The sequence below is a fragment of the Bradyrhizobium sp. 190 genome (assembly GCF_023073415.1).
Lineage (GTDB): Bacteria > Pseudomonadota > Alphaproteobacteria > Rhizobiales > Xanthobacteraceae > Bradyrhizobium.
Genome location: NZ_JADPJL010000076.1, coordinates 14,951 through 35,225 on the forward strand (window position 1 = coordinate 14,951; position 20,275 = coordinate 35,225).

17 protein-coding genes are annotated in these 20,275 nt (G+C 61.4%); 8 read left to right on the forward strand and 9 right to left on the reverse strand.

Annotated features, from left to right (window positions below; translation table 11 throughout):
* Positions 1-113: 113 nt before the first annotated feature.
* Positions 114-287: a hypothetical protein gene (locus IVB22_RS37665; protein ID WP_187399379.1), complete on the reverse strand. Its 174-nt coding sequence runs from the start codon at positions 285-287 to the stop codon at positions 114-116.
* A 151-nt stretch (positions 288-438) separates the two neighbouring features.
* Between IVB22_RS37665 and IVB22_RS37670 the strand changes: the two genes are divergently transcribed.
* Entirely contained in the window at positions 439-1,362 is a 924-nt protein-coding gene (locus IVB22_RS37670; RefSeq protein ID WP_247522203.1) for a DMT family transporter, read from the forward strand.
* Between the two features lie 31 nt (positions 1,363-1,393).
* Here IVB22_RS37670 and IVB22_RS37675 read toward each other — a convergent pair whose 3' ends face one another.
* The gene (locus IVB22_RS37675; RefSeq protein ID WP_247522204.1) at positions 1,394-1,738 is read right to left on the reverse strand and encodes a tRNA-binding protein; all 345 of its coding nucleotides are present in this window, start codon (positions 1,736-1,738) and stop codon (positions 1,394-1,396) included.
* A gap of 171 nt (positions 1,739-1,909) precedes the next feature.
* Here IVB22_RS37675 and IVB22_RS37680 point away from each other — a divergent pair, with 171 nt between their 5' ends.
* From IVB22_RS37680 to IVB22_RS37695, 4 genes are all read left to right on the forward strand, one after another.
* Positions 1,910-2,554 (forward strand): FMN-binding negative transcriptional regulator, encoded by a 645-nt coding sequence (locus IVB22_RS37680; RefSeq protein ID WP_247522205.1) that lies wholly within the window; start codon positions 1,910-1,912, stop codon positions 2,552-2,554.
* Positions 2,555-2,773: 219 nt separating this feature from the next.
* Entirely contained in the window at positions 2,774-3,487 is a 714-nt protein-coding gene (locus IVB22_RS37685) for an ROK family protein (RefSeq protein WP_247522206.1), read from the forward strand.
* Between the two features lie 221 nt (positions 3,488-3,708).
* The gene (locus IVB22_RS37690) at positions 3,709-4,710 is read left to right on the forward strand and encodes a tripartite tricarboxylate transporter substrate binding protein (protein WP_247522207.1); all 1,002 of its coding nucleotides are present in this window, start codon (positions 3,709-3,711) and stop codon (positions 4,708-4,710) included.
* A 32-nt stretch (positions 4,711-4,742) separates the two neighbouring features.
* Complete coding sequence (locus tag IVB22_RS37695) at positions 4,743-5,678, forward strand: oxygenase MpaB family protein (protein WP_247522225.1); 936 nt, start codon at positions 4,743-4,745, stop codon at positions 5,676-5,678.
* Between the two features lie 2 nt (positions 5,679-5,680).
* On the opposite strand, the gene IVB22_RS37700 is transcribed toward IVB22_RS37695, so the two are convergent.
* Both IVB22_RS37700 and IVB22_RS37705 read right to left on the reverse strand, forming a co-directional pair.
* Complete coding sequence (locus tag IVB22_RS37700; RefSeq protein ID WP_247522208.1) at positions 5,681-6,781, reverse strand: BA14K family protein; 1,101 nt, start codon at positions 6,779-6,781, stop codon at positions 5,681-5,683.
* A 567-nt stretch (positions 6,782-7,348) separates the two neighbouring features.
* Positions 7,349-8,284: a TAXI family TRAP transporter solute-binding subunit gene (locus tag IVB22_RS37705; protein ID WP_247522209.1), complete on the reverse strand. Its 936-nt coding sequence runs from the start codon at positions 8,282-8,284 to the stop codon at positions 7,349-7,351.
* 335 nt (positions 8,285-8,619) lie between these two features.
* Between IVB22_RS37705 and IVB22_RS37710 the strand changes: the two genes are divergently transcribed.
* Together IVB22_RS37710 and IVB22_RS37715 are read left to right on the forward strand one after the other, a co-directional pair.
* Positions 8,620-9,150, forward strand: coding sequence for a dihydrofolate reductase family protein (locus tag IVB22_RS37710; RefSeq protein ID WP_247522210.1), 531 nt, complete (start codon positions 8,620-8,622; stop codon positions 9,148-9,150).
* A 339-nt stretch (positions 9,151-9,489) separates the two neighbouring features.
* Positions 9,490-10,464, forward strand: a complete 975-nt coding sequence (locus IVB22_RS37715) for a tripartite tricarboxylate transporter substrate binding protein (RefSeq protein ID WP_247522211.1) — start codon at positions 9,490-9,492, stop codon at positions 10,462-10,464.
* A gap of 312 nt (positions 10,465-10,776) precedes the next feature.
* Here IVB22_RS37715 and IVB22_RS37720 read toward each other — a convergent pair whose 3' ends face one another.
* From IVB22_RS37720 to IVB22_RS37740, 5 genes are all read right to left on the reverse strand, one after another.
* Positions 10,777-10,953 carry a hypothetical protein gene (locus IVB22_RS37720; protein ID WP_247522212.1) on the reverse strand — a complete coding sequence of 59 codons (177 nt, stop codon included), beginning with the start codon at positions 10,951-10,953 and terminating at the stop codon, positions 10,777-10,779.
* Positions 10,954-11,250: 297 nt separating this feature from the next.
* Positions 11,251-12,051 (reverse strand): transglycosylase SLT domain-containing protein, encoded by an 801-nt coding sequence (locus IVB22_RS37725; protein WP_247522213.1) that lies wholly within the window; start codon positions 12,049-12,051, stop codon positions 11,251-11,253.
* A 524-nt stretch (positions 12,052-12,575) separates the two neighbouring features.
* Positions 12,576-13,664, reverse strand: a complete 1,089-nt coding sequence (locus IVB22_RS37730) for a hypothetical protein (protein WP_247522214.1) — start codon at positions 13,662-13,664, stop codon at positions 12,576-12,578.
* 500 nt (positions 13,665-14,164) lie between these two features.
* Positions 14,165-14,788 (reverse strand): hypothetical protein, encoded by a 624-nt coding sequence (locus IVB22_RS37735; protein ID WP_247522215.1) that lies wholly within the window; start codon positions 14,786-14,788, stop codon positions 14,165-14,167.
* Between the two features lie 69 nt (positions 14,789-14,857).
* The gene (locus IVB22_RS37740; RefSeq protein ID WP_247522216.1) at positions 14,858-18,601 is read right to left on the reverse strand and encodes a vitamin B12-dependent ribonucleotide reductase; all 3,744 of its coding nucleotides are present in this window, start codon (positions 18,599-18,601) and stop codon (positions 14,858-14,860) included.
* Between the two features lie 724 nt (positions 18,602-19,325).
* On the opposite strand from IVB22_RS37740, the gene IVB22_RS37745 reads away from it, so the two are divergent.
* A complete protein-coding gene (locus tag IVB22_RS37745; protein ID WP_247522217.1) occupies positions 19,326-20,225 on the forward strand; it encodes a DMT family transporter in 900 nt (299 codons plus the stop codon).
* Positions 20,226-20,275: the final 50 nt, after the last annotated feature.

Here is a 20,275-nt window from a genome sequence, read left to right on the forward strand (position 1 = left end):
AGCAACGAGCGAGTAGGGTGGGTCAGCGTAAGCGTAACCCACCGACTTGTCGCGAGAGAGCGGCGGATTACCACTTCGGCTAATCCGCCGCACACGCTTGCTGCAAACGAGGATCACTTGAACAGCGCGAAATAGATTACGTAGAGCCAGCCCAGGATGCCATGGATGATCGCCCAGAGGATCGAGTGGTTGTTGGTATAGGAGATCGCGATGGCGAGTGCCGAGCCAAAACCCACGCCGTATTTCGCGCCCTCGACGCGAACCCCGTAATATCGATTTCCGTTCATGGCGATCCTTCCTGTGACCAGGATGCGCTAGTGTAACCCGTCGGCACGCCGCCCGTGAACGGCGAATGCGCGGCCCTGATACGCCGATGCGCTCGTCAGCCTTGCGTGGGCGTGGGTTGAACCGCTGTGCGGGCCAAGTTAAGCGTCCGCGATGAACGAGCCGACCGGCGGCGCTGATATTCCAACCCAAAAACCCGATGCGAAACCGGCCCTGCTTGGGGTCGCGTGCGGCGTCGGCGCGGCGTTGTGCTGGGCGCTCGGCTTCGTCGCGACACGGCACGGGCTGAAGGTCGGATTCACGCCCGCGGATTTGCTGATGCACCGCTTCCTGTGGTCGGGCATCGCGTTTTTGCCGCTCGTGCTTCGCGCCGGCATCGGTAATCTCTGCGGCATCGGATGGGGCCGCGGACTGGTGCTGATGGTTCTGGGCGGGCCTGTGATGTCGCTCATCAGCTATACTGGTTTTTTGTTCGTGCCGCTGGGCCATGGCAGCGTCATCCAGCCTTCCAGCGCGACACTCGGCGGCCTGCTGCTCGCCGCGGTGTTTCTCCGCGAGCGGGTTCCGCCGTCGCGCGTGTTGGGGGCGGTCGTCATCGTCGGCGGTCTCGTGGTAATCGGGGCTGAGTCGATCGGTCATATCGGCCCTGACGGCGTGCTTGGCGATCTGCTGTTCGTGATGACCGGATTCATGTTCGCGGTGTTCGGCACGCTGTTGCGGCATTGGCGCGTCTCCGCCTTCTCGGCGGCCACCGTCATCAGCGTGCTGTCGCTCTCGCTGCTGCCGCTCTATGCGGTCTCCGGCGGGTTCGCCCGCGTGGCGGCGCTCGGCTTTGGCGAAAACGCGCTGCAGGCACTGGCGCAGGGCATCCTGGCCGGCCCCGCCGCGCTGTATCTGTTTGCGTTCTCGATCCAGACCATCGGCGTCGCTCGCGCCGCGGTCTTCCCGGCGACCGTGCCGGCGCTGACCATACTCATCGGCTGGCTCCTGCTCGGCGAGCCCCCGACCGCGCTGCAGGCGGCGGGACTGGTGACGGTGCTGTTCGGATTCTATCTGGCGCAAAGGCAGCGAGCGTAGCCCGGTCGCGCGAATGCGCACCCGATAGGCGTCAAAAAATCGGCTCGCCGATCGCAACCTCGCTGCGCGGGCCCAGCACGATCACGTTGCCTGCCGCGTCCTTTGCGCCGAGGATCAGCAGTTCGGACGTGAAGTCCGCGATGTTCTTCGCCCCGAGATTGCAGACGCACACGACCAGCGAGCCAAGCAGCGCCGCCGGCTCATAGTTCGTGATCTGCGCGCTCGACCACATGATCCTGTCAGCGCCGACGTCGACGCCGACCTTAAGGGATGGATTGCGCGCGCGGGGAAATGGCTGCACGTCCACGACCTTGCCAATCCGGATATCGAGACGGGCGAAATCGTCGTAGGTGGCCTGGGGTTTTAGCGGGAGCATGGCGTTGGGCTCATTGGTAAGCTGGATTTCGGGGTCGAATGAGGCGTACGAAGTCTCATATCGCAGCTGCCTTGCGGTTGGAACGCGCCCTGGAGCGGGTTGGTGATCCCGGGACGAATGGGTTAGCCTTCACGGAAGCCCTCCATTCTCCTGCCGTTCGAGCGCTCGGCCATGCATATTCTTAGACCCCAGTTTCGCATCGAAGAGGAGCGCGCGCTCGCTTTCGCGGCCGGCCGCGGTTTTGGCGCGATCGTGGCCGCGGATGAGCGCGGCCCGCGCGCCTCCCACGTGCCGTTCGTGATCCTGCGGCGCGACGATCGCGTGATCGTCCAGCTTCATCTGACGGCCAGAAATCGGCTCGTCGAACTCGTCGACGGCAACAGGCGTTTCCTCCTGATCGTCTCCGGCGACGACGCCTATGTCTCCAACGACTGGTATGCCTCGCGCGACAACGTCTCGACCTGGCTCTATCAGGCTGTGCATCTCTCAGGCGTCGCGTACTTACGTGAGCGCGACGACAACCGCGCCCACGGCGACGCGCTGCTCGCGGTCTCCGAGGCGCGCTTGCCGAAACAGCCCTGGGAACTCACCCAGATGGAGTCCACCAAGCGCGAGACGATGCTCGCCTCCATCCGCGTCATCGATCTCGTCGTCGATGAGATCGAGGGCCAGTCAAAACTCAACCAGCACAAGAGCGATGAGGACCATGTGGCGGTCGCGAACCAGTTGGCGCGGGGGGAGGAGACAGGGAGCCGGAGGCTGGCCGGGAAGATGCGGGCGCTGCGGCCGGGGCTGGGATATGACGTTGAGCAGTAGCGCGGATGAGCCAACGGTCGAGCACGACATCCGTGCTACGCAAGCCCGAAGCAAACGTGTTGTTAAGAATTGGCTCGCGCTGATTTGCACGATTCCGATTCGTTCTTTGCGAACAAAATGGAGTCGGATGGAGAACAAAGCTGTGGTGCTGTTTGTTTCTCTACCTCGGCAGAGTCTCGGTGATAGTTGTGCTCGTCCGACAGCGCAGGGCGCGAATTCATGGTGAAGAAAACGGGCAAGCGTGCATCGCGGCATACGGTCCTCGTGATCGACGTCGGTGGTTCGCGCGTGAAGGTCATGACCAACAGGGAGCGAACCAGGCGCGCGTTTACGTCCGGTCCCGAACTTTCCGCGAAAGTGATGGTAAGGAAGGTCAAGGCGCTGACGAAAGACTGGTCCTATGACGTCATCGCGGTCGGGTATCCGGGACCTGTGGTCAACAACCGGCCCTTGTCGGAGCCTCACAATCTCGGTCTCGGGTGGGCCGGTTTCAATTTCGAAAAGGCCTTCGGCTGCCCGACGAAGGTCGTCAATGATGCGCTGATGCAGGCGATCGGCAGCTACCAGGGCGGCCGGATGCTGTTCCTGGGCCTGGGAACGGGTCTTGGCTCCGCGATGATCGTGGATGGCATTCTGGAACCGATGGAGCTAGCTCACCTGCCGTACCGCAACGGCAAGACGTTCGAGCAATGCGTCGGCGCCGCAGCCCTCAGGCGCGTTGGAAAGAAGAAATGGCAACGCGCGGTCGATGACGTCCTGAAACGTCTGCTCGCTGCACTGGAGCCGGATTACGTCATGCTGGGCGGAGGAAACACAGACAAGATCGACAACCTGCCGCGCAAGGTCCGCCTCGGCGCCAACACCAACGCGTTCGAGGGCGGATTTCGGCTGTGGAAGAAGGGGGCAGTCAAACCGCCCGGCGCACGCCGATAGAGAATGCCGTCCTGGCGGCGTCACGGCCAGGTCCGGCGTGTCGTCGCGGGCTCTTGGTCGCGATATGCGGGCTTTGCAGCACAGCTCGCACCCCGTAAGCTGAAGCCAGCCGAACGCGCCCCACCTCTGGCTGGCAGATCGTCGCGGAACGCCGAGCGAAGGAGGAGAGAACAGCGAACGCTGCAGGGCGGCGCGTGACTTTGGGAAGGGGAGGACACCGGATGCCGCTGTCTATCGACCGCCGTCGCGCGCTTGCGCTCCTTGGCTCTTCCGTTGCCGCGCCATGGCTGGCGCCACGTGTAGGCCGCGCGGGAGAGGCCTGGCCGATCCGTCCCGTGAAATATGTCAACGGCTTTCCCGCCGGCGGCGCCACCGACACGCTGTCGCGCGTGCTCTGCCAGAAGATGAGCGAATTGTCCGGGCAAAGCTTCGTGGTCGAGAACAAGGCCGGTGCCGGTGGCGTGCTGGGCGCGGATGCGATCGCAAAATCGCCGGCGGACGGCTACACGGTCGGGCTCGGCGGCATCGCCAACAACGTGCTGGCGATCGGCAGCTACGCGAAACTGCCGTATCATCCGCGGGAGGATTTCACCTTCATCTCCGGCATGTGGCAATTGCCGAATATCCTGACGGCGAAGAAGGACCTGTTCTCCGCTGATATCAAGGAATTGCTCGCGGCGTTCAGGAAGGAGCCGGGCAAATACACCTATGCGTCTGCCGGCTTCGGCACCACGCTGCATCTCTCCGGCGAGATGATGAACAGCATGGCGGGCGTCCAGGTCCGCCACGTGCCCTACAGGGGCGGCGCGCCGGCGCTGAACGACCTGCTCGGCGGCAATGTCGATCTGCTGTTCGACAATCTGCCGGGCTCGCTGCCGAGCGTGCGTTCCGGCGCGATCAGGCCGGTCGCGGTCACCGCGAAGACGCGGCTGGCCCAGCTTCCCGACGTGCCCGCGATGGCCGAACTGTTGCCCGGTTATGAACTCACCTCCTGGGCCGTCCTGGTCGGCCCGGCGAACATGCCCGCCGACCTCGTCGCGCAAATCAACGCGCTCACCGTGAAGGCGCTCAGCGATCCCTGGGTGAAACAGCGCTACGCCGATCTCGGCGCCACCACCTGGCCGACCACGCCGCAGGAGATATCAGCCTATCGCGACAGCGAGGAAGCGCGGCTGCTGCCGATCATGAAGGCGGCCGGAATCAAGCCGGAGGGTGGCGGGTGAGGCAGGCGGACCCGCTTGAGGACGCGCCGTTGTTGTTGTCCGCGGATGATTTTGAAGGCAGTCTCGACACCGTTCGCGCGGCGGCGGCCGGACCGATCAAGGGAATCTTTGGCCCCGAGTCCCTGACGTGGCGGGTCGACCGCGAGGCGGCGATCTTCCTTGGCGCGGGGCGGGCGCTGTTGCTGCAGTTGGCGCACCCCTGGGTCGCCGCGGCCATATCGGAGCATTCCCGGACCTTTGCCGATCCGGTCGGCCGGTTTCACCGGACCTTCAACATCACCTTCACGATGGTGTTCGGCACGCTCGATCAGGCGCTGGCCGCAAGCCGCCGGCTGCATCGGCGTCACACCGTGGTGACTGGAATATTGCCGCAGGCGGCAGGCCGCTTCGAAGCCGGTTCGGCGTACCATGCCAATGAGGTCTCGGCGCTGCGGTGGGTTCACGCCACGCTGGTGGAGACCGCCTTGCAGACGCATGACCTCGTCCTGCCTGCACTCACCAACAGCGAGCGCGAGCAATACTGGACCGAGGCGAAGCTGTACGCGGCGCTGTTCGGCGTTCGAGCGGCCGACCTGCCTGCGGACTGGACGTCGTTCACCGCCTACACGGAGTCGATGTCGCAATCGGATGTTCTCACGGTCAGTCCCGCCGCCCGCGACATCGCGCAGCAGATCTTTTCAGGCTCCGCCACAGGACTGCGCGTCCCCAGATGGTATCGCGCGCTGACGGCCCATTTGTTGCCGGAGCGGCTCGCCCAGGAATTCGGATTTGAGTTCGGCGAACGCGAAGCGCGCAGCATGAACCGGGCGCTGACGTGGATCCGGCGCATCTATCCGAGGCTCCCCATGCGCCTGCGCGCGGTGGGCCCCTATCAGGAGGCGCTGGCGCGCCTGCAGGGCGACAAGCAGCCGGATTTTGCTGTGCGCTGGCTCAACCGGCTCTGGATCGGCCGACCGATGATGGAATGATTCTATCGGCAAGAATGCGTCTGGCCGTCGTAGCCCCGGTAAGTCCCGGACGACGGATTGTAGGTGCGGAAGCGGGTGCAGAACATGACCATGGTCCGCTCGCGCGGCTTGTGGGCTGCCTTGGCCGGTTGCACCGATTTACTGTGCTCTGCCCCTTTGCTTTGGACAGCGCTTGCTGATTGCCTGGCGACAGGCTTCTGCTTCAAGGCGGGCTTCTTGTGCGCAACCGCTGGTTTTTCACCGGCAGGAGCCGGCTTCTGCTCGACAACCGCAGGCTTCGCGTCCGCGACGGCCGGCTTCTGCTCGACGATGGCAGGCTTGTCGTCCGCGGCAGCCGGCTTCTCCTCGACGGCTGAAGGCTTGTCCTGCGCGATTGCTGGTTTCTCCTCCACGGGCGCCGGCTTCTGCTCGACGATGGCGGGTTTGTCGTCCGCGGCAGCCGACTTCTCCTCGACGGCTGCGGGCTTGTCCTGCGCGATTGCTGGTTTCTCCTCGGCAGGGGCCGGCTTCTGCTCGACGATGGCAGGCTTGTCGTCCGTGGCAGCCGACTTCTCCTCCACCGCCGCGGGCTTGTCCTGCGCGATTGCTGCTTTCTCCTCCGCGGGCGCTGGCTTCTGCTCGGCGGTGGCGGGCTTGTCGTCCGCGGCAGGCGGTTTGTCTTCGGCAGCGGCCGCAGGCTTTTCCTGCGCGGGCGCCGAAGGCTGCGCTGCGGTCGGGCTCGGATTGTCCGTGGCCGACGTCTGCGCGAGCGCTTGAGCGCTTATCACCATAAACAAGACACAACACAGCACGCCGGCGCGCTCGGCGGCGGCGGTCGATAGAACTGACAAACGCATGGATTGATACTCAGCCAATTGTCCCCATGAAAGTTCCACACGCATTTGCGGCAAGTCTGTGAACAGTGCGGCTCTTTCGCGAGCGACGACGCGCTTAAGACCGGGAGTGTGTGCCGGCTGCCACACCATGCTCTTGAGGCCTGCCGCCAAAACAGCGAAAAAGTGTCGTTCCACAATCAAAGCGAGCGTAGCCCCGTTGGCTCCATCCGGGCTACGGGCTGACACACCTTCGCGATCTCGCGGCGCTGATACGCCCGAGGTTTGCAACTTCGTTGCCCTCCTCTTGTAAAGAGGGCGCAGGGAAGACCGGGTGCTTGCTGCACCCGCGGTCTCGCGTGCGATTTGCGCTAAAGAAAATGCACACGAGCATACAGGGCAGCGGGAGCATCCCGGCCTTCCCTGCGCAATGGCTTTACGGCTTACTTCGTGCTCTTCCCGGAGAACGGCTCTTTTGCCTCCGTCGTCCCCGAGAAGCTTCGCTTCTCCAGGACTTAGCGCCAGCACCGCGGCGCCCGAACCACACGACTTCGCCGTACGCTTCCTGCGCGTACGTCTAGCGCGCATTCAGCGTCCACCGCATCTCACCGCGCGTTCGTGACGTGCGCACGCCCCTCTCATCGGGTGAGACGCGCGGAGTCAAACCATTGATTTGCCCGACAACGAAAGCGAAATATTTTTGCTGCGAGCACTGGACAGGTTTTAAGTGATTTGCCCGTCGTGTTGTTTTGCCGCATGTGATGCGACGAGATTTGACTTGCGCGCAGAGCAAATCAGCGGGCAGGGCGGATGCGGGTTACTCGCTGCGGTCGAGGAGCAGCGCGCGCTGCATCTGCTCTAGCGCACGATTTTGATATCCGGGCCCTTTGGCTTGGGCTGCTGCGCGCGCTCCTGCGTTGCCGCCACACATTCATATTGCGGCCACTTCGGCAATTTCTCGTCGAGATTCACTTCGCGCCATTTCGGGTGCCCGTTGACATCCAACCAAGCCTTGTTCTCGCGGATAATTTTGGCCACCTTGGCCACATTCTGGCACTGCTCGCCAGCGTAGCTGAACGTTATCAGAACGGCTTTGACCGCCACCGTTCTCACCTCGGATTCCTGCCATTTGTATGTGCCGGCCGGGATGACGGCCGTGAGATAGCTGTCGAGGGCTTTGTCGTCCAACCCGATGAGCTGGAATTTGTCGTCGACGGTTGTGTTCTCCGAAAAGAGCGTTGCCGGCGCGCCAGCCACATAGAACATTGCATCGATTTCTCCCTTGCGCAGCGCATCCAGCGCTTCCTTGCCGCCGAGCAATACCTCTTTCGACGGCGTGACTCCCGTCTGGAAGAAGATCGTCTTTGCAGTCAGGTATGTGCCGCTTCTTTGAGGACCTATCGCAACACGTTTGCCTTGCAAGTCCTGCAGCGTTTTCAAGGAAAGATCACCGAGAATGTGGACCTCCTCCTTGTAAAGCGGATAAACGGCAGCAAGCTTGGTGGCGATAACTTTCAGTTCCTGGTCGTCGGAAATGTCGCGGATATATTCGAGCACGTCCGACTGCACGATACCGAGTTGGACACCGCGCTTCTTGCGAACGTCGAACACGTTCTGGATAGAGCCGGCCGATTCAAGAACCTGCAAGTAGATGCCGCTCGGTTCGGCGATCTTCCTGACGTCCTCGCCAATCTTGATGTAGGTGCCGGTCGCACCACCCGTGACGATTCCCATCCGCGGCGTCGTCGAGAGCGACATGGCGAGCATAATCGCCGAAACAACAAGAATCTTCATCACCCATTACCTTGCGTTATTACTCAAATCCGTCGGCCCGATGCGGGACCTGTAGAGCGACGGCTGCGTTAAGGGAGTTACTGCGATTTCAAAGGTTCTACTTGTGGTAGTCTGGTGAGAAAATTACGGCGAGTCTGCGGCGTAAAAGCCGGAAAAATCTGACTTCCGGCGATCCAGGCCGTGAACCCACAAATCTATCGGGTGGACAGCTTGTCAGGTCCGCTATGCAGAGATGGCGGACCAAATTCCGCAGCGCCGCGAAAAGACGCCAATCTCACTTCTGTACAACGTCGGCTCAAGCTATTCTGAACAGCCTGGAGTGGAGATTTTGCAGCATGGCGAAGCTCGTCTTTGGAATGAACGTGTCTCTGGACGGCTACGTCGACCACATGGCGTTTGCGCCAGGCCCGACGCTCTTTCGTCACTTCATAGACCAGGCACGCGCCTCGACCGGCAGTGTGTACGGTCGCCGCCTATACGAGGTCATGCGCTATTGGGATGAAGATCATCCTGAGTGGAGCGCGGAAGAATGCGAATTCGCGGCGGCATGGCGGCGCCAACCGAAGTGGGTCGTGTCGCGTTCGCTGAAATCCGTCGGTCCCAACGCCACCCTTGTTGGGGATGACCTCGATGCGGTGATTCGTGGGCTGAAGGCCCAGCACGTCGGGGAGATTGACGTCGGCGGACCGGACCTGGCGCGAAGCCTGACCGACCTTGGTCTTATTGATGAGTATCGACTCTACCTCCATCCCGTCGTGCTTGGTCACGGCAGGCCATTCTTTGCCGGCCCGCGGCCGCCGCTCCGCCTTGTGACCAGCGATCTAATGGGCGAGGACGTGATTAGGCTGACGTACGTTCCTGCTTGATCACGCGACTTGCGAACGGCGTGTAGGCGTTGATGGCGCCGGCGAGCGGCTCGATGCCGCGCTTCTTGAGCGTGTCGCCGCGTCGGCCGAACGCGCGAGCCCGATCACCTCATGGCCTGCCTATGGAAAGCTTGGTCGAAACCGACCCGCCAATATAGCCGGTCGCCCCTGTCACGAAGACTTTCATGTTTCAATTCCCGGTTAGGTCCGTTGCGCCAATGTGTCGGCACTTCTCCTTGACATATTCCCGTTCCGCCGTCCGAATGGCGAATAGCGCATAAGCGCGGCGTCGCGGTGTCTCACCCGGCGCATCAAAAAACAAAGCGGGAGGATCTGCGAATGTTTCGCCATGTCCGAAATTTTGCGCTTGCGGCGCTTGCGGCCGCAAACCTGCTCGGTGCCGGAAATGCGCAAGGTGCCTTCCCGGAGCGGCCGATCACGCTGATCGTGCCGTGGGCCGCGGGCGGCGGCACCGACGCTGTCGCGCGCCAGATCGCCCACATGCTGGAACGCGATCTCAAGCAGCCGGTGAACGTCGTGAACCGCACGGGCGGGTCGGGCGTGGTCGGCCACCAGGCGATCGCCACCGCCGCGCCCGATGGCTACACGTTCGGTCTCATCACGCTCGAGATCAACCTGATGCACTGGGCGGGGCTCACCGATCTCACCTTCGAGAAGTATACGCCGATCGCGATGGTCAACCAGGACCCCGCCGCGATCCACGTCAAGGCGGACTCGCCTTACAAGAACGTCAAGGAGTTGTTTGCACATATCAAGGCGAATCCGAACAAGGTGGTGGCCTCAGGCACGGGGCAGGGCGGAAGCTGGCATGTCGCGCTCGCCGGCCTGATGCAGGCCGACGGCGTGTCGCCCACCTCGATCCGCTGGGTGCCGTCCACGGGTGCTGCGACCGCGCTGACCGATCTTGCGGCCGGCGGCGTCGACTTCGTCGCGTGCTCGATGCCGGAAGCCGAGGCGCTGATCAAGGCGGGGCGCATCCGCAGCCTCGTGTTTTTCTCGCCGAAGCGCGCGCCGAATTTCCCTGATGTGCCGACCACCGAGGAGGCGACGGGTCACAAATGGCACAAGGGTGTGTGGCGCGGCTTTGCGGCGCCCAAGGGCCTGCCGAAGGAGATTGCCACGCAGTACGAGACCGCGATCAAGAAGATCTGGGACAGCGCGGAGTTCAAGGAGTTCATGAACAGGCGCGGCTTCGACATGATCTATCTGGATTCGGCTGGTTTCGCGGAGTTCATGAAGGCGGACAACGAGGACAACGGCAAGGCGCTGAAGTCGCTCGGGCTGGCAAAGTAAGTGAGTGAGGTGAGTTGCAGCGAGCGTAGCCCGGATGAGCCAACGTAGCCCGGATGAGCCAACGGGTCGCGCGAATGCGCCCGATGGCTCATCCGGGCTACTTGCTAAGATTTTCATTCCTTCAACTTTGCAATCGCGGCGGCCCCCGCTGCCGAATCCAGAGAATAGAACATGTATTGCGAGCCCTCGCCGTATCTGGCGAGGCAAAAGGCCCGCGTTGGCCCAATTAGCATTGCCGCGATTTAACTAGTGCATTTTGCCGGATCAGGGCAACACGCCGGCGGCGCTGGGCGCGCGAGGACTTCTTTCCATTCAAGCGATGCCGGATACCGAGATCACCGAGGAATGCCGCGCCCTGATCGCGAGCGTGTTCGCGCCCCCGCCCGGACGGCGCTTGCCGAACGGCAACTGGCGGACCGAGATCGACGCGGCAACGTGGCGTTGGCTGCAGAGGTTGCGACTGCAAGACGAGTCGATATCGGACTGCATCATTCGCATCGTAATCATCGCCTTGCATAAGCGCGGCTTGCAATAAAGAGGCAAGGAGCGAGTAGGGCGGGTTAGCAATCGAACCGGCCTCCTTGGCTTGGAACCCAACGCTCCACCATTGAGCTACACCCGCCGAGAGCCGAAAACTAAGCCGCCAGGCAGAGGGCAATTCGCCTGGCGGCTTCGCTGGCGTGGACCCGGATGACTTGGGGGAAATCGTCCGGTAATCGGAATCTATTCGGCTTGCGTGGTGTAGCAACCAAACTCGCGCGTTAAGCTTGATGTGCGCTCTGCAGGTTAATTCTGGAACCCACCATCGGCCGCCAGGCGCTTGAACTGCCGCTTCATCGCATTGACCCTGACGATATAGGCTGTGACGAGATGATCGCCGCACCGCTCGCCGGGCATCATTTGAAAGTTGCGGCGCGCGAAGGCTGTGGCGGGACCCCCGCCGCAAAGATGGATAAACGCGGCGAGATCCTGCTTCTGCTGCAGGCTTGCCGGCACATCGGGGACGCGGGCGAGAACCGCCGCGACATTGCAGGCCAGATACACGGACGCGAGCTCAACGGCATGGCTCGGGATCACGCGGATAGTGAGGCTGGTGAACCCGCAGCCGGTATTTGTGACCGCATTCTCTCGGACACAGGACCGCGCGGCCTCGGCGTAGGCCGCATTGGTCATTTGGAAGAGGCCGACGGCGCTGGAGGCGGGCTGGTAAATCGCGAAAGGATTCAGGCTTAATCGCCAGCGCCAGTAGGTGCGCGCCACCGGGTTGCCTGAACTCTCGACCTGCGCCAGCGCGGCCAGCAATTCGGGCGTGATCGTACTGGTGGAATAGGCGCGGAAGAGCGGCCCGTATTGCCGCCAGGTCTCGGCCGGCTCCTTGTCGAGCGCATCGCCAACGAAGGCAAACAGCTCAGTCGGCTTGCGGATCACCTGATAGACAAGGTTCGTCAGCGCGACGAGCACAAGCAGGATCGCCACGACGCCAACGATCCGAGCCGCCCGCGGTGCTCTCGCGAGCTTCCGTCGCGCCCACCGTGCACCGCGCCGCCAGCGGCGGAGGCGTAGGAAGCTCTTGCTTTTTCTTGACATGCGTCTTTTGGGGGGTAAGTAGGGCACAATAGCGAAACGTGTCGCGCTGACGACTTTCTATCTGGATTCGGCTGGCTTCGCGGAGTTCATGAAGGCGGCGAACGAGGACAACGGCAAGGCGTTGAAGTCGCTCGGGCTGGCGAAGTGAGTGGATGGAATAGTAAATAGCGAGTAGGGCGGGTTAGCGAAGCGTAACTCGTCGACTTGGTCACGCAGAACGGCAGTTACGCCTTCGGCTAATCGGCCCTACGCTTCGACCTAAGAATTCTGTCGCTTCAGCTTTGCGATGTCGGCGGCGCCTGTCGTCTGGTCGAGTGAATAGAACCTCATCCGCGGCAGCTCGGCATATCCGCACGGGATTGGGTGTCCTGTAACTCCCGATGACGTAGCAGCAGTGCTTGCCTCGCTTTTCGAACGGCGGAAATGTCACTAGCGGTGCATTGCCAGCGGAAGATTAAGTGCATTCCCACCGTAATTTTCAGATAGATCCATGCCTATGCTGCCGCGAGGCTGCTACTTCCCGATTATTGACGAGCAGCTTTTTGACGTGAGGCTTTCGGCGCTACACTTGGCGTGCGGGGAGGATTGCCCGGTGAAACAGGGCTCGCAACTGTTACTGCTTCCGGACTAACAGCAGGCTGAGGCCAAGTCACTACGTTCTGCGTCGTCGCCGCACTCGGTCCAGACCAAATATCGCGGCTTCTTCCATCTGAACCACAATTGGCTACGAGCACTCCCAACTCGTATTGAATAGAGTTCCAATCGTTATTCTGGATCTTCAAACTGTCGGGATGCAAGCGCGCGGCAGTTTCCAATTTTGCTTTGGCGCCATTGCAGTCCAGGTTGAACCTCCACAGCGCGCCTCCCCACAGTTTGTATACGTATGCACGCAATTGCTGCTTATAGATTTCGGGGTACTTTGAGGCTTCTATAACTCGTAGTCCTGCGTCGTATTGATTCTGTGCTTTTTCAAGCATATTTCGTGCGATCAAACTGGCAGCGAGGGCGGCATGGGCACTTGCCAATTCGTGGGGCCGCTGCTCGTCCGAAACTGTTTGGTCTAGGCTCTCGCCAAATATTAGTTCGCGGAATGATTTGGCTAGGCGGTATAGAGAACTGTCTTCCGCGGCTTGTTTCTCTTGTCCGATCTGGACGGCTCGCTGGAATGCAACTCCTGCTCTACTATAATCATTAGCATCGAGAAGCGCGTTTCCAACCATGATGTAGTCGGTAATCGTTCCGGTTCCTGACAACGCCAACTCTAGTGCAGCTTTTTTTGCAGATAGGGCGATCTGTGCGTTGAACCAACCGCTCAGAGCTCCGACGTTCGGATGATTCGCATTCCTGACACTAAACTCGAAATTTTTTATCCCTCCGTCTATCATTTGCTGAATCGTCGCATCGAGTTGTCGTCGCTGTGCAATCTGCGATTCAACATTCTCTTTCCGCCATGAATAAAAAGTGGTGGCAATCGAAATGATGAATGCAGAGATCGAAATGAGTTTCGAGGGATCCGTGAAGAAACTGGACGATCTCTTCTTGCTAGAAGCCTCGACTTTTTCCTCAAGCTTCTTCAGTCGCAGTAGAACAGGCGCAGAATCTCTGTTGGACACGGCGTCAACTCCAAAGCTGAAGTCCACGTTCTATTTAACTTTAACGAGATGCAAACGATCGCGCGATCGCGCAACTTTTGTTTGAACCGCCACCGCGAAGGAAAAAGTAAGTAGCTCGCATGAGCACAGCGAGCGGGAGCAAGAGGTCTGATGTCGGCGTGACGTCCTTACACGACTATAGTCTGGGTTGACCGATCGACTTCATACGACAAGAACGGCCGATTGAACGTCTATTTGGTTACAGACATAACACTGGTGACAATCTCGCATTGTGACGCCGTTCACAGTTCTAACGGAAAAATTCCGAGAGCATTGGTATCAGATCGGCATCGAAAAAGACGTGGCAAGCTCCAATTCTGCACGACCAAGACCGCCGCTCATGAGCTTGATCGGTTCAAATAGTTCGGTTCGTTCTGGCGGTCGCGTTCATTTGACGAGCCTTGGATTCTGAGATCGCCCGCTGGGCGTTCAGGCACATTCGAATTACTTGCTTGCCGAATTTACGGTTTGGTGTGAAAGCCTTTTGGCTTCCTACCCGGCGGGTGTCCCTTCGGAGCGTACACTAGGCCTAGCCCGGGCAGCTTCCGATATCTCTCAAGCCATGCTGGCACCTTTGGACGGATTCGTTCGCGGAAATTGTGTAATTCATCTGTAAGTTTGCGGATATTTTCTGCAACAGTCTGCATATCAGGGATGGTTACGGCATCCATTTTCTGAGATGAATCATTTTGATTCATCCTCAGCTGAAAAACCTCATGCTTTTGAGTAGTGGCAACGCCCCAAGTGTCATGGATATACTTGTTTCGCTGAGCCGAGCTCTTGCCGATACGTCTTAGAATATCATCCAAAATGTTCTTCTCGCTGTCATTGTCGATTAGAGCTTTGCCTATTCCAGAAACCATTTCTCTGCGGCCGCGAGTACTGTCTATGGCGTAGAAAATGCTTCTAGCAACGGCAGGCGGTGACCCGCTCACAAGTTCAAATGTCAAATATGTGTGCCATTCGAGGTTGGCCCACTCCACGCTGATGTGTCCTAGTTGTTCAGCATACCTAGGCTCGCTTTCAAGCGTGGGAGTTATTGTTATTTCCTGCTGTTGCTGGGGCTCGCCTGATTGATCTGACATGGTCTCTCCAATGACAAAAGGCCGCTCCTTCGAGCGGCCTTTCGCTTGCTCGATGTATGTATTAGTCGCTCACGAACACCCCGTCGTGCTCCCGCACGTATCGCACTTCATGCACGTCCCATTCCGCACCAAGGTGAAGTTGCCGCACTCCGAGCACATCTCGCCTTCGTAGCCTTTGGCCTTGGCTTCCGCCCGGCGTTCGGCCTTGGACGGCGCGACCGCCACTGCCGCGCTGCCGGACTTGCTCCACTTTAGCGCGTCCAGCTTTTCCGTCGGAGACAGGTCGTGCTGGGTTTCCTGCTTCAGGGCGACCGCGCCTTCATGGGCGTCGGAGGCGCGCCCGCTCGGGCCGTGGGAGGCGATCGCGGTGACGTTGTGGGAGCCGCGTGCATCCGCATCGACGCCGCGCATGACCACCAGATTATCCGTGCGCGAGCGGGTCAGGCCCTTGGACAGATATTTGGTGGCCTGGTGGCCGTCGGACGGCTCCTTGCCTTCTTCCACGCCTTTGCCCATCGCGTCGAAGTTGGACTCAGAGGGATCGACATGGGCGAGATCGAAGCGCGACATGTAGCTGACCGCGAGTTCGCGGAACACATAGTCGAGGATCGAGGTCGCGTACTTGATCGAGTCGTTGCCCTGCACGGGGCCCGCCGGCTCGAAGCGGGTGAAGGTGAAGGCGTCGACATACTCCTCCAGCGGCACGCCGTATTGCAGGCCGAGCGAGACGGCGATGGCAAAGTTGTTGATGAAGGAGCGGAGCGCGGCGCCTTCCTTGTGCATGTCGATGAAGATCTCGCCGATGCGGCCGTCGTCATACTCGCCGGTGCGCAAGTACACCTTGTGGCCGCCGACTACCGCCTTCTGGGTGTAGCCCTTGCGGCGGTCAGGCATCTTCTCGCGCTCGCGCATCACGACGATGCGCTCGACCAGTTTCTCGACGATCTTTTCCGAGACCTGGGCGGCACGCGCCGCCATCGGCTTTTCGTAATACGCCTCGGTCGCATCGTCCTCGTCGTCATCATCGCTGATGAGCTGCGAGTTGAGCGGCTGGCTCAGCTTCGAGCCGTCGCGGTAGAGCGCGTTGGCCTTCAGCGCGAGCTTCCAGGAGAGGAGGTACGCCGCCTTGCAATCGTCGACGGTGGCGTCGTTCGGCATGTTGATGGTCTTGGAGATCGCGCCCGAGATGAACGGCTGCGACGCCGCCATCATGCGGATGTGGCTCTCGACCGACAGATAGCGCTTGCCGATCTTGCCGCAGGGGTTGGCACAGTCGAACACCGGATAGTGCTCGGCCTTCAGGTGCGGCGCACCTTCCACCGTCATCGCGCCGCAGATGTGCACGTTGGCGGCCTCGATCTCGCGCTTTGTAAACCCGAGCGCGGCGAGCAGGTCGAAGCCGGGGGCTGCGATCGCTTCCGGTGCGACGTTGAGCGTCTCGCGCAGGAAATCCTCGCCAAAGGTCCACTTGTTGAAGGCGAACTTGATGTCGAACGCGGTCGGCAGCGCCTTTTCCACCTTGGCCAGCGCTTCGTCGGTGAAGCCCTTGGCCTTCAAGGTCGAAACATTGATGCCGGGCGAATTGGAGAGCGAGCCGTGGCCGACGGCGTACGCCTCGATCTCCGCGATGTCAGCCTCGCTGTAGCCGAGCGTCCGCAGCGCCACGGGAACGGCCTGGTTGATGATCTTCCAGTAGCCGCCGCCGGCAAGCTTCTTGAATTTCACCAGCGCGAAGTCAGGCTCGATGCCTGTCGTGTCGCAATCCATCACGAGGCCGATGGTGCCGGTCGGCGCCACCACTGTTGTCTGCGCGTTGCGGTAGCCGTTGAGCTCGCCAAGCTCCAGCGCCTTGTCCCAGGCCGCCTTGGCGTGGGCAATGACGTCGGCTTGCGGGCAGGAGGCGTGATCGAGCGGCACGGGGTTGACCGCCAGCGCCTCATAGCCGCGGCTCTCGCCATGCGCCGCGCGGCGATGGTTGCGGATCACGCGCAGCATGTGCTGGGTGTTCTTCTTGTAGCCGGGGAAGGGGCCGAGCTCCTTTGCCATCTCGGCCGAGGTCGCATAGGCGACGCCGGTCATGACAGCGGTCAGCGCGCCGCACAGCGAGCGGCCTTCCTTGCTGTCGTAGGGCAGGCCCATGGTCATCAGCAGGCCGCCGATGTTGGCAAAGCCGAGGCCCAGCGTGCGGAACTCGTAGGAGAGTTCGGCGATCGCCTTCGACGGGAACTGCGCCATCATCACGGAGATTTCGAGCACGATGGTCCAGAGCCGGCAGAGGTGCTCGTAAGATTCGACGTCGAACCGCTTTGTTGATGTCGAGTAGAAGGTGATGAGGTTGGCGGAGGCGAGGTTACACGCCGTGTCGTCCAGGAACATGTATTCCGAGCACGGGTTGGACGCGCGGATCTCGCCTGATGCCTTGCAGGTGTGCCAGTCGTTCATGGTGGTGTTGAAGTGCAGGCCGGGATCGGCCGAGGCCCAGGCAGCGTGGCCGATCTTCTCCCAGAGCTCGCGGGCCTTCAGCGTCTTCGTGATCTTCTTGTTGGTGCGGCCGATCAGGTTCCAGTCGCCGTCGGTTTCGACGGCGCGGAGAAAGTCGTCCTTCAGCGAGACCGAGTTGTTGGAGTTCTGGCCTGATACCGTGAGGTAGGCTTCCGAATCCCAGTCGGTGTCGTAGGTCGGGAAGTCGATGTCCTTGTAGCCTTGTTTGGCGAACTGGATGACGCGCTTGATGACGTTGTCGGACACCAGCGCACGGCGCGCGAGCTTGATCTCACGACGCAGGGCAGGATTCTTTTCGGGGTCGAAGCAGTCGTCGCCCGAGCCTTCACAGTTGACGCAGGCCTTCAGCACGGCCTTGAGGTGCTTCTGGTTGATCTTGGAGCCGGTCACGAGAGCGGCGACCTTCTGCTCCTCCTTCACCTTCCAGTCGATATAGGTCTCGATATCAGGGTGGTCGGCGTCGACCACGACCATCTTGGCCGCGCGGCGCGTGGTGCCGCCGCTCTTGATCGCGCCCGCGGCACGGTCGCCGATCTTGAGGAAGCTCATCAGGCCGGACGAGCGGCCGCCGCCGGACAGGCGCTCGCCTTCACCGCGCAGGCGGGAGAAGTTGGAGCCGGTGCCGGAGCCGTATTTGAACAGGCGCGCCTCGCGCACCCAGAGGTCCATGATGCCGCCCTCGTTGACGAGGTCGTCCTCGATGCCCTGGATGAAGCAGGCGTGCGGCTGCGGATGCTCGTAGGCGGACTTGGATTTGGTGAGTTTGCCGGTCTTCCAGTCCACATAATAGTGGCCCTGGCCGGGGCCATCGACGCCGTAGGCCCAATGCAAGCCGGTGTTGAACCACTGCGGCGAATTCGGAGCGACCATCTGCTTGGCCAGCATGAAGCGCAGCTCGTCGAAGAACGCCTGCGCGTCTTCTTCCGAGGAGAAGTAGCCGCCCTTCCAGCCCCAATAGGTCCAGCAGCCGGCGAGGCGGTCAAACACCTGCTTGGCGCTGAGCTCGCTGACGAAACGCTCGGATTCAGGGAGGAGGGCCAGCGCCTCGGTGTCGGGCACCGAGCGCCACAGCCAGGACGGCACGGTCTCTTCCTCGACCTTCTTCAGGCGCGCGGCGACGCCCGCTTTCCGGAAATACTTCTGCGCCAGGACGTCGGAGGCGACCTGCGACCAGAACTGGGGCACTTCGACATTTTCCAGCCGGAACACGATGGAACCGTCGGGGTTGCGGATCTCGGATGTCGTCAGCCTGAAATCAATCCCTGCATAGGGTGACTGGCCGGAAGTGGTGTTGCGCCGTTCGATTCGCATAGGTCGTGCCCCGTCTTCTTGCCCGGTCCGCTTTTTCGCGGTTGCCGGATGTTATCAATGAGCGAACTTTCGGCACCAAGGTTGAAGACAACCTTGGTTCCTGAGATCCGCTAGCTCTACCGGTGGACCCGGCCCTGTTTTCTGTCTTCGCCACCCCAAGGGTTCGTCCCGCCCGCCGGCGAGGCCAACCCCTTCCACTCAACGCGCTACTCGTCACCGTGAGCCATTCGGCTCGTTCTTTCGGTGCGCCGCTCGCCCCCGTTTCAAGGCAGACAAGCCCTCGATCCGTGCCTCGACCGGCCGACGGAGTGCTCGTTCAAGGAACCCATTTGGGAGCGATCGGCGGGACCCAAAAACTCACTCGCGCCGTCCAGGAGAAGGCTAGGCCAAACCCGTCGCGCCCGTCAAGGACTAGTACGAGTTCCTGAATCAAATACTAAATATGGTGGAAAGTGAGGGATAACAGGGGGTGATGCCGCCCCTGTGATTGATACAAGTATCAGTGAGTCCTCAGGGATTCCCAAGGGAAAAAAATTATCCCCACCCTGTGGAGCAAGGCTTCGCCCGCTGTTCACAGGGCAGCTATTCTTTCAGCCGTCGGGATTGCACTGCCGAGACTCACGTGAGGCTACGGGGAGGGGAGGTCTGGCATGTCCGCGCACCCGTGGTCGCGGGCGCCGATAAGCGGCAAGGTGAGGGCCGATTCCACCCCTTGCCGGGCTCCATGACAGAATCAAAACCCACCAGCGCGGGTGCGCGGATCGCGCCCGCCGGCCTGATGTTCCTCGCCATCACCTCGGTGGGCTGGGGTTTTAACTGGCCCGTCACGAAGTACCTTTTGAGCGAACTGCCGCCGCTGACGCTGCGCGGCACGACCGGCGTGATCGGCGCAGCACTCCTGGCCGTGCTGGCGCTGGCGCGCGCCCAGAGCCTGAAGGTCGAGCGGCATCTGTGGCCGCGGCTGATGCTGGCGGCGCTGCTCAACGTCACGGGCTGGATGGTGCTGATGGGGCTGGCGTTGCTGTGGCTGCCGGCGAGCGAGGCGGCGCTGATCGCCTACACCATGCCGGTCTGGGCTTCGCTTCTGGCCTGGCCTGTGCTCGGCGAGCGGCCGACCATCCTGCGCACCGTCGCGCTGGTGATGGCGTTTGCGGGGCTCGCTGCCATCATGGGCGGCAACGGCATATCAGCCACGACCGAAAAACTGCCGGGCATGGTGATGGCGCTTTGCGGCGCGATGGGCTTTGCGCTCGGCACGGTGCTGGCGAAGAAACTGCCGGTGCCGCTGCCGCCGATTCCGGCCGCGGCCTGGCAGATCGGGCTGGGATGTTTTCCGATCGTCATCATCGGTCTCGCCATCGAGACAACGCATATCGAGAAGGTGACGCAGCTCGGCTGGTGGCTTCTGGTCTATTCGACCGTGATCCAGTTCTGCATCGCCTATGTGAGCTGGTTCGCCGCGCTCGCCCGCCTGCCGGCCTCGGTGGCGGCGATCGGCACCATGGCGGTGCCCGTCATCGGCGTGGTGGCATCGGCGATCGCGCTGGGCGAGCCGCTCGGCGTCACGCAGATTGTCGCGCTGGTGTTTACGCTGGTCGGCGTGGTGTTGGCGACGCGGTCGTAGGAATACTTCCCTTTTAATTCCATCTTGGTGGGCCGCTATGTGATTGTAAC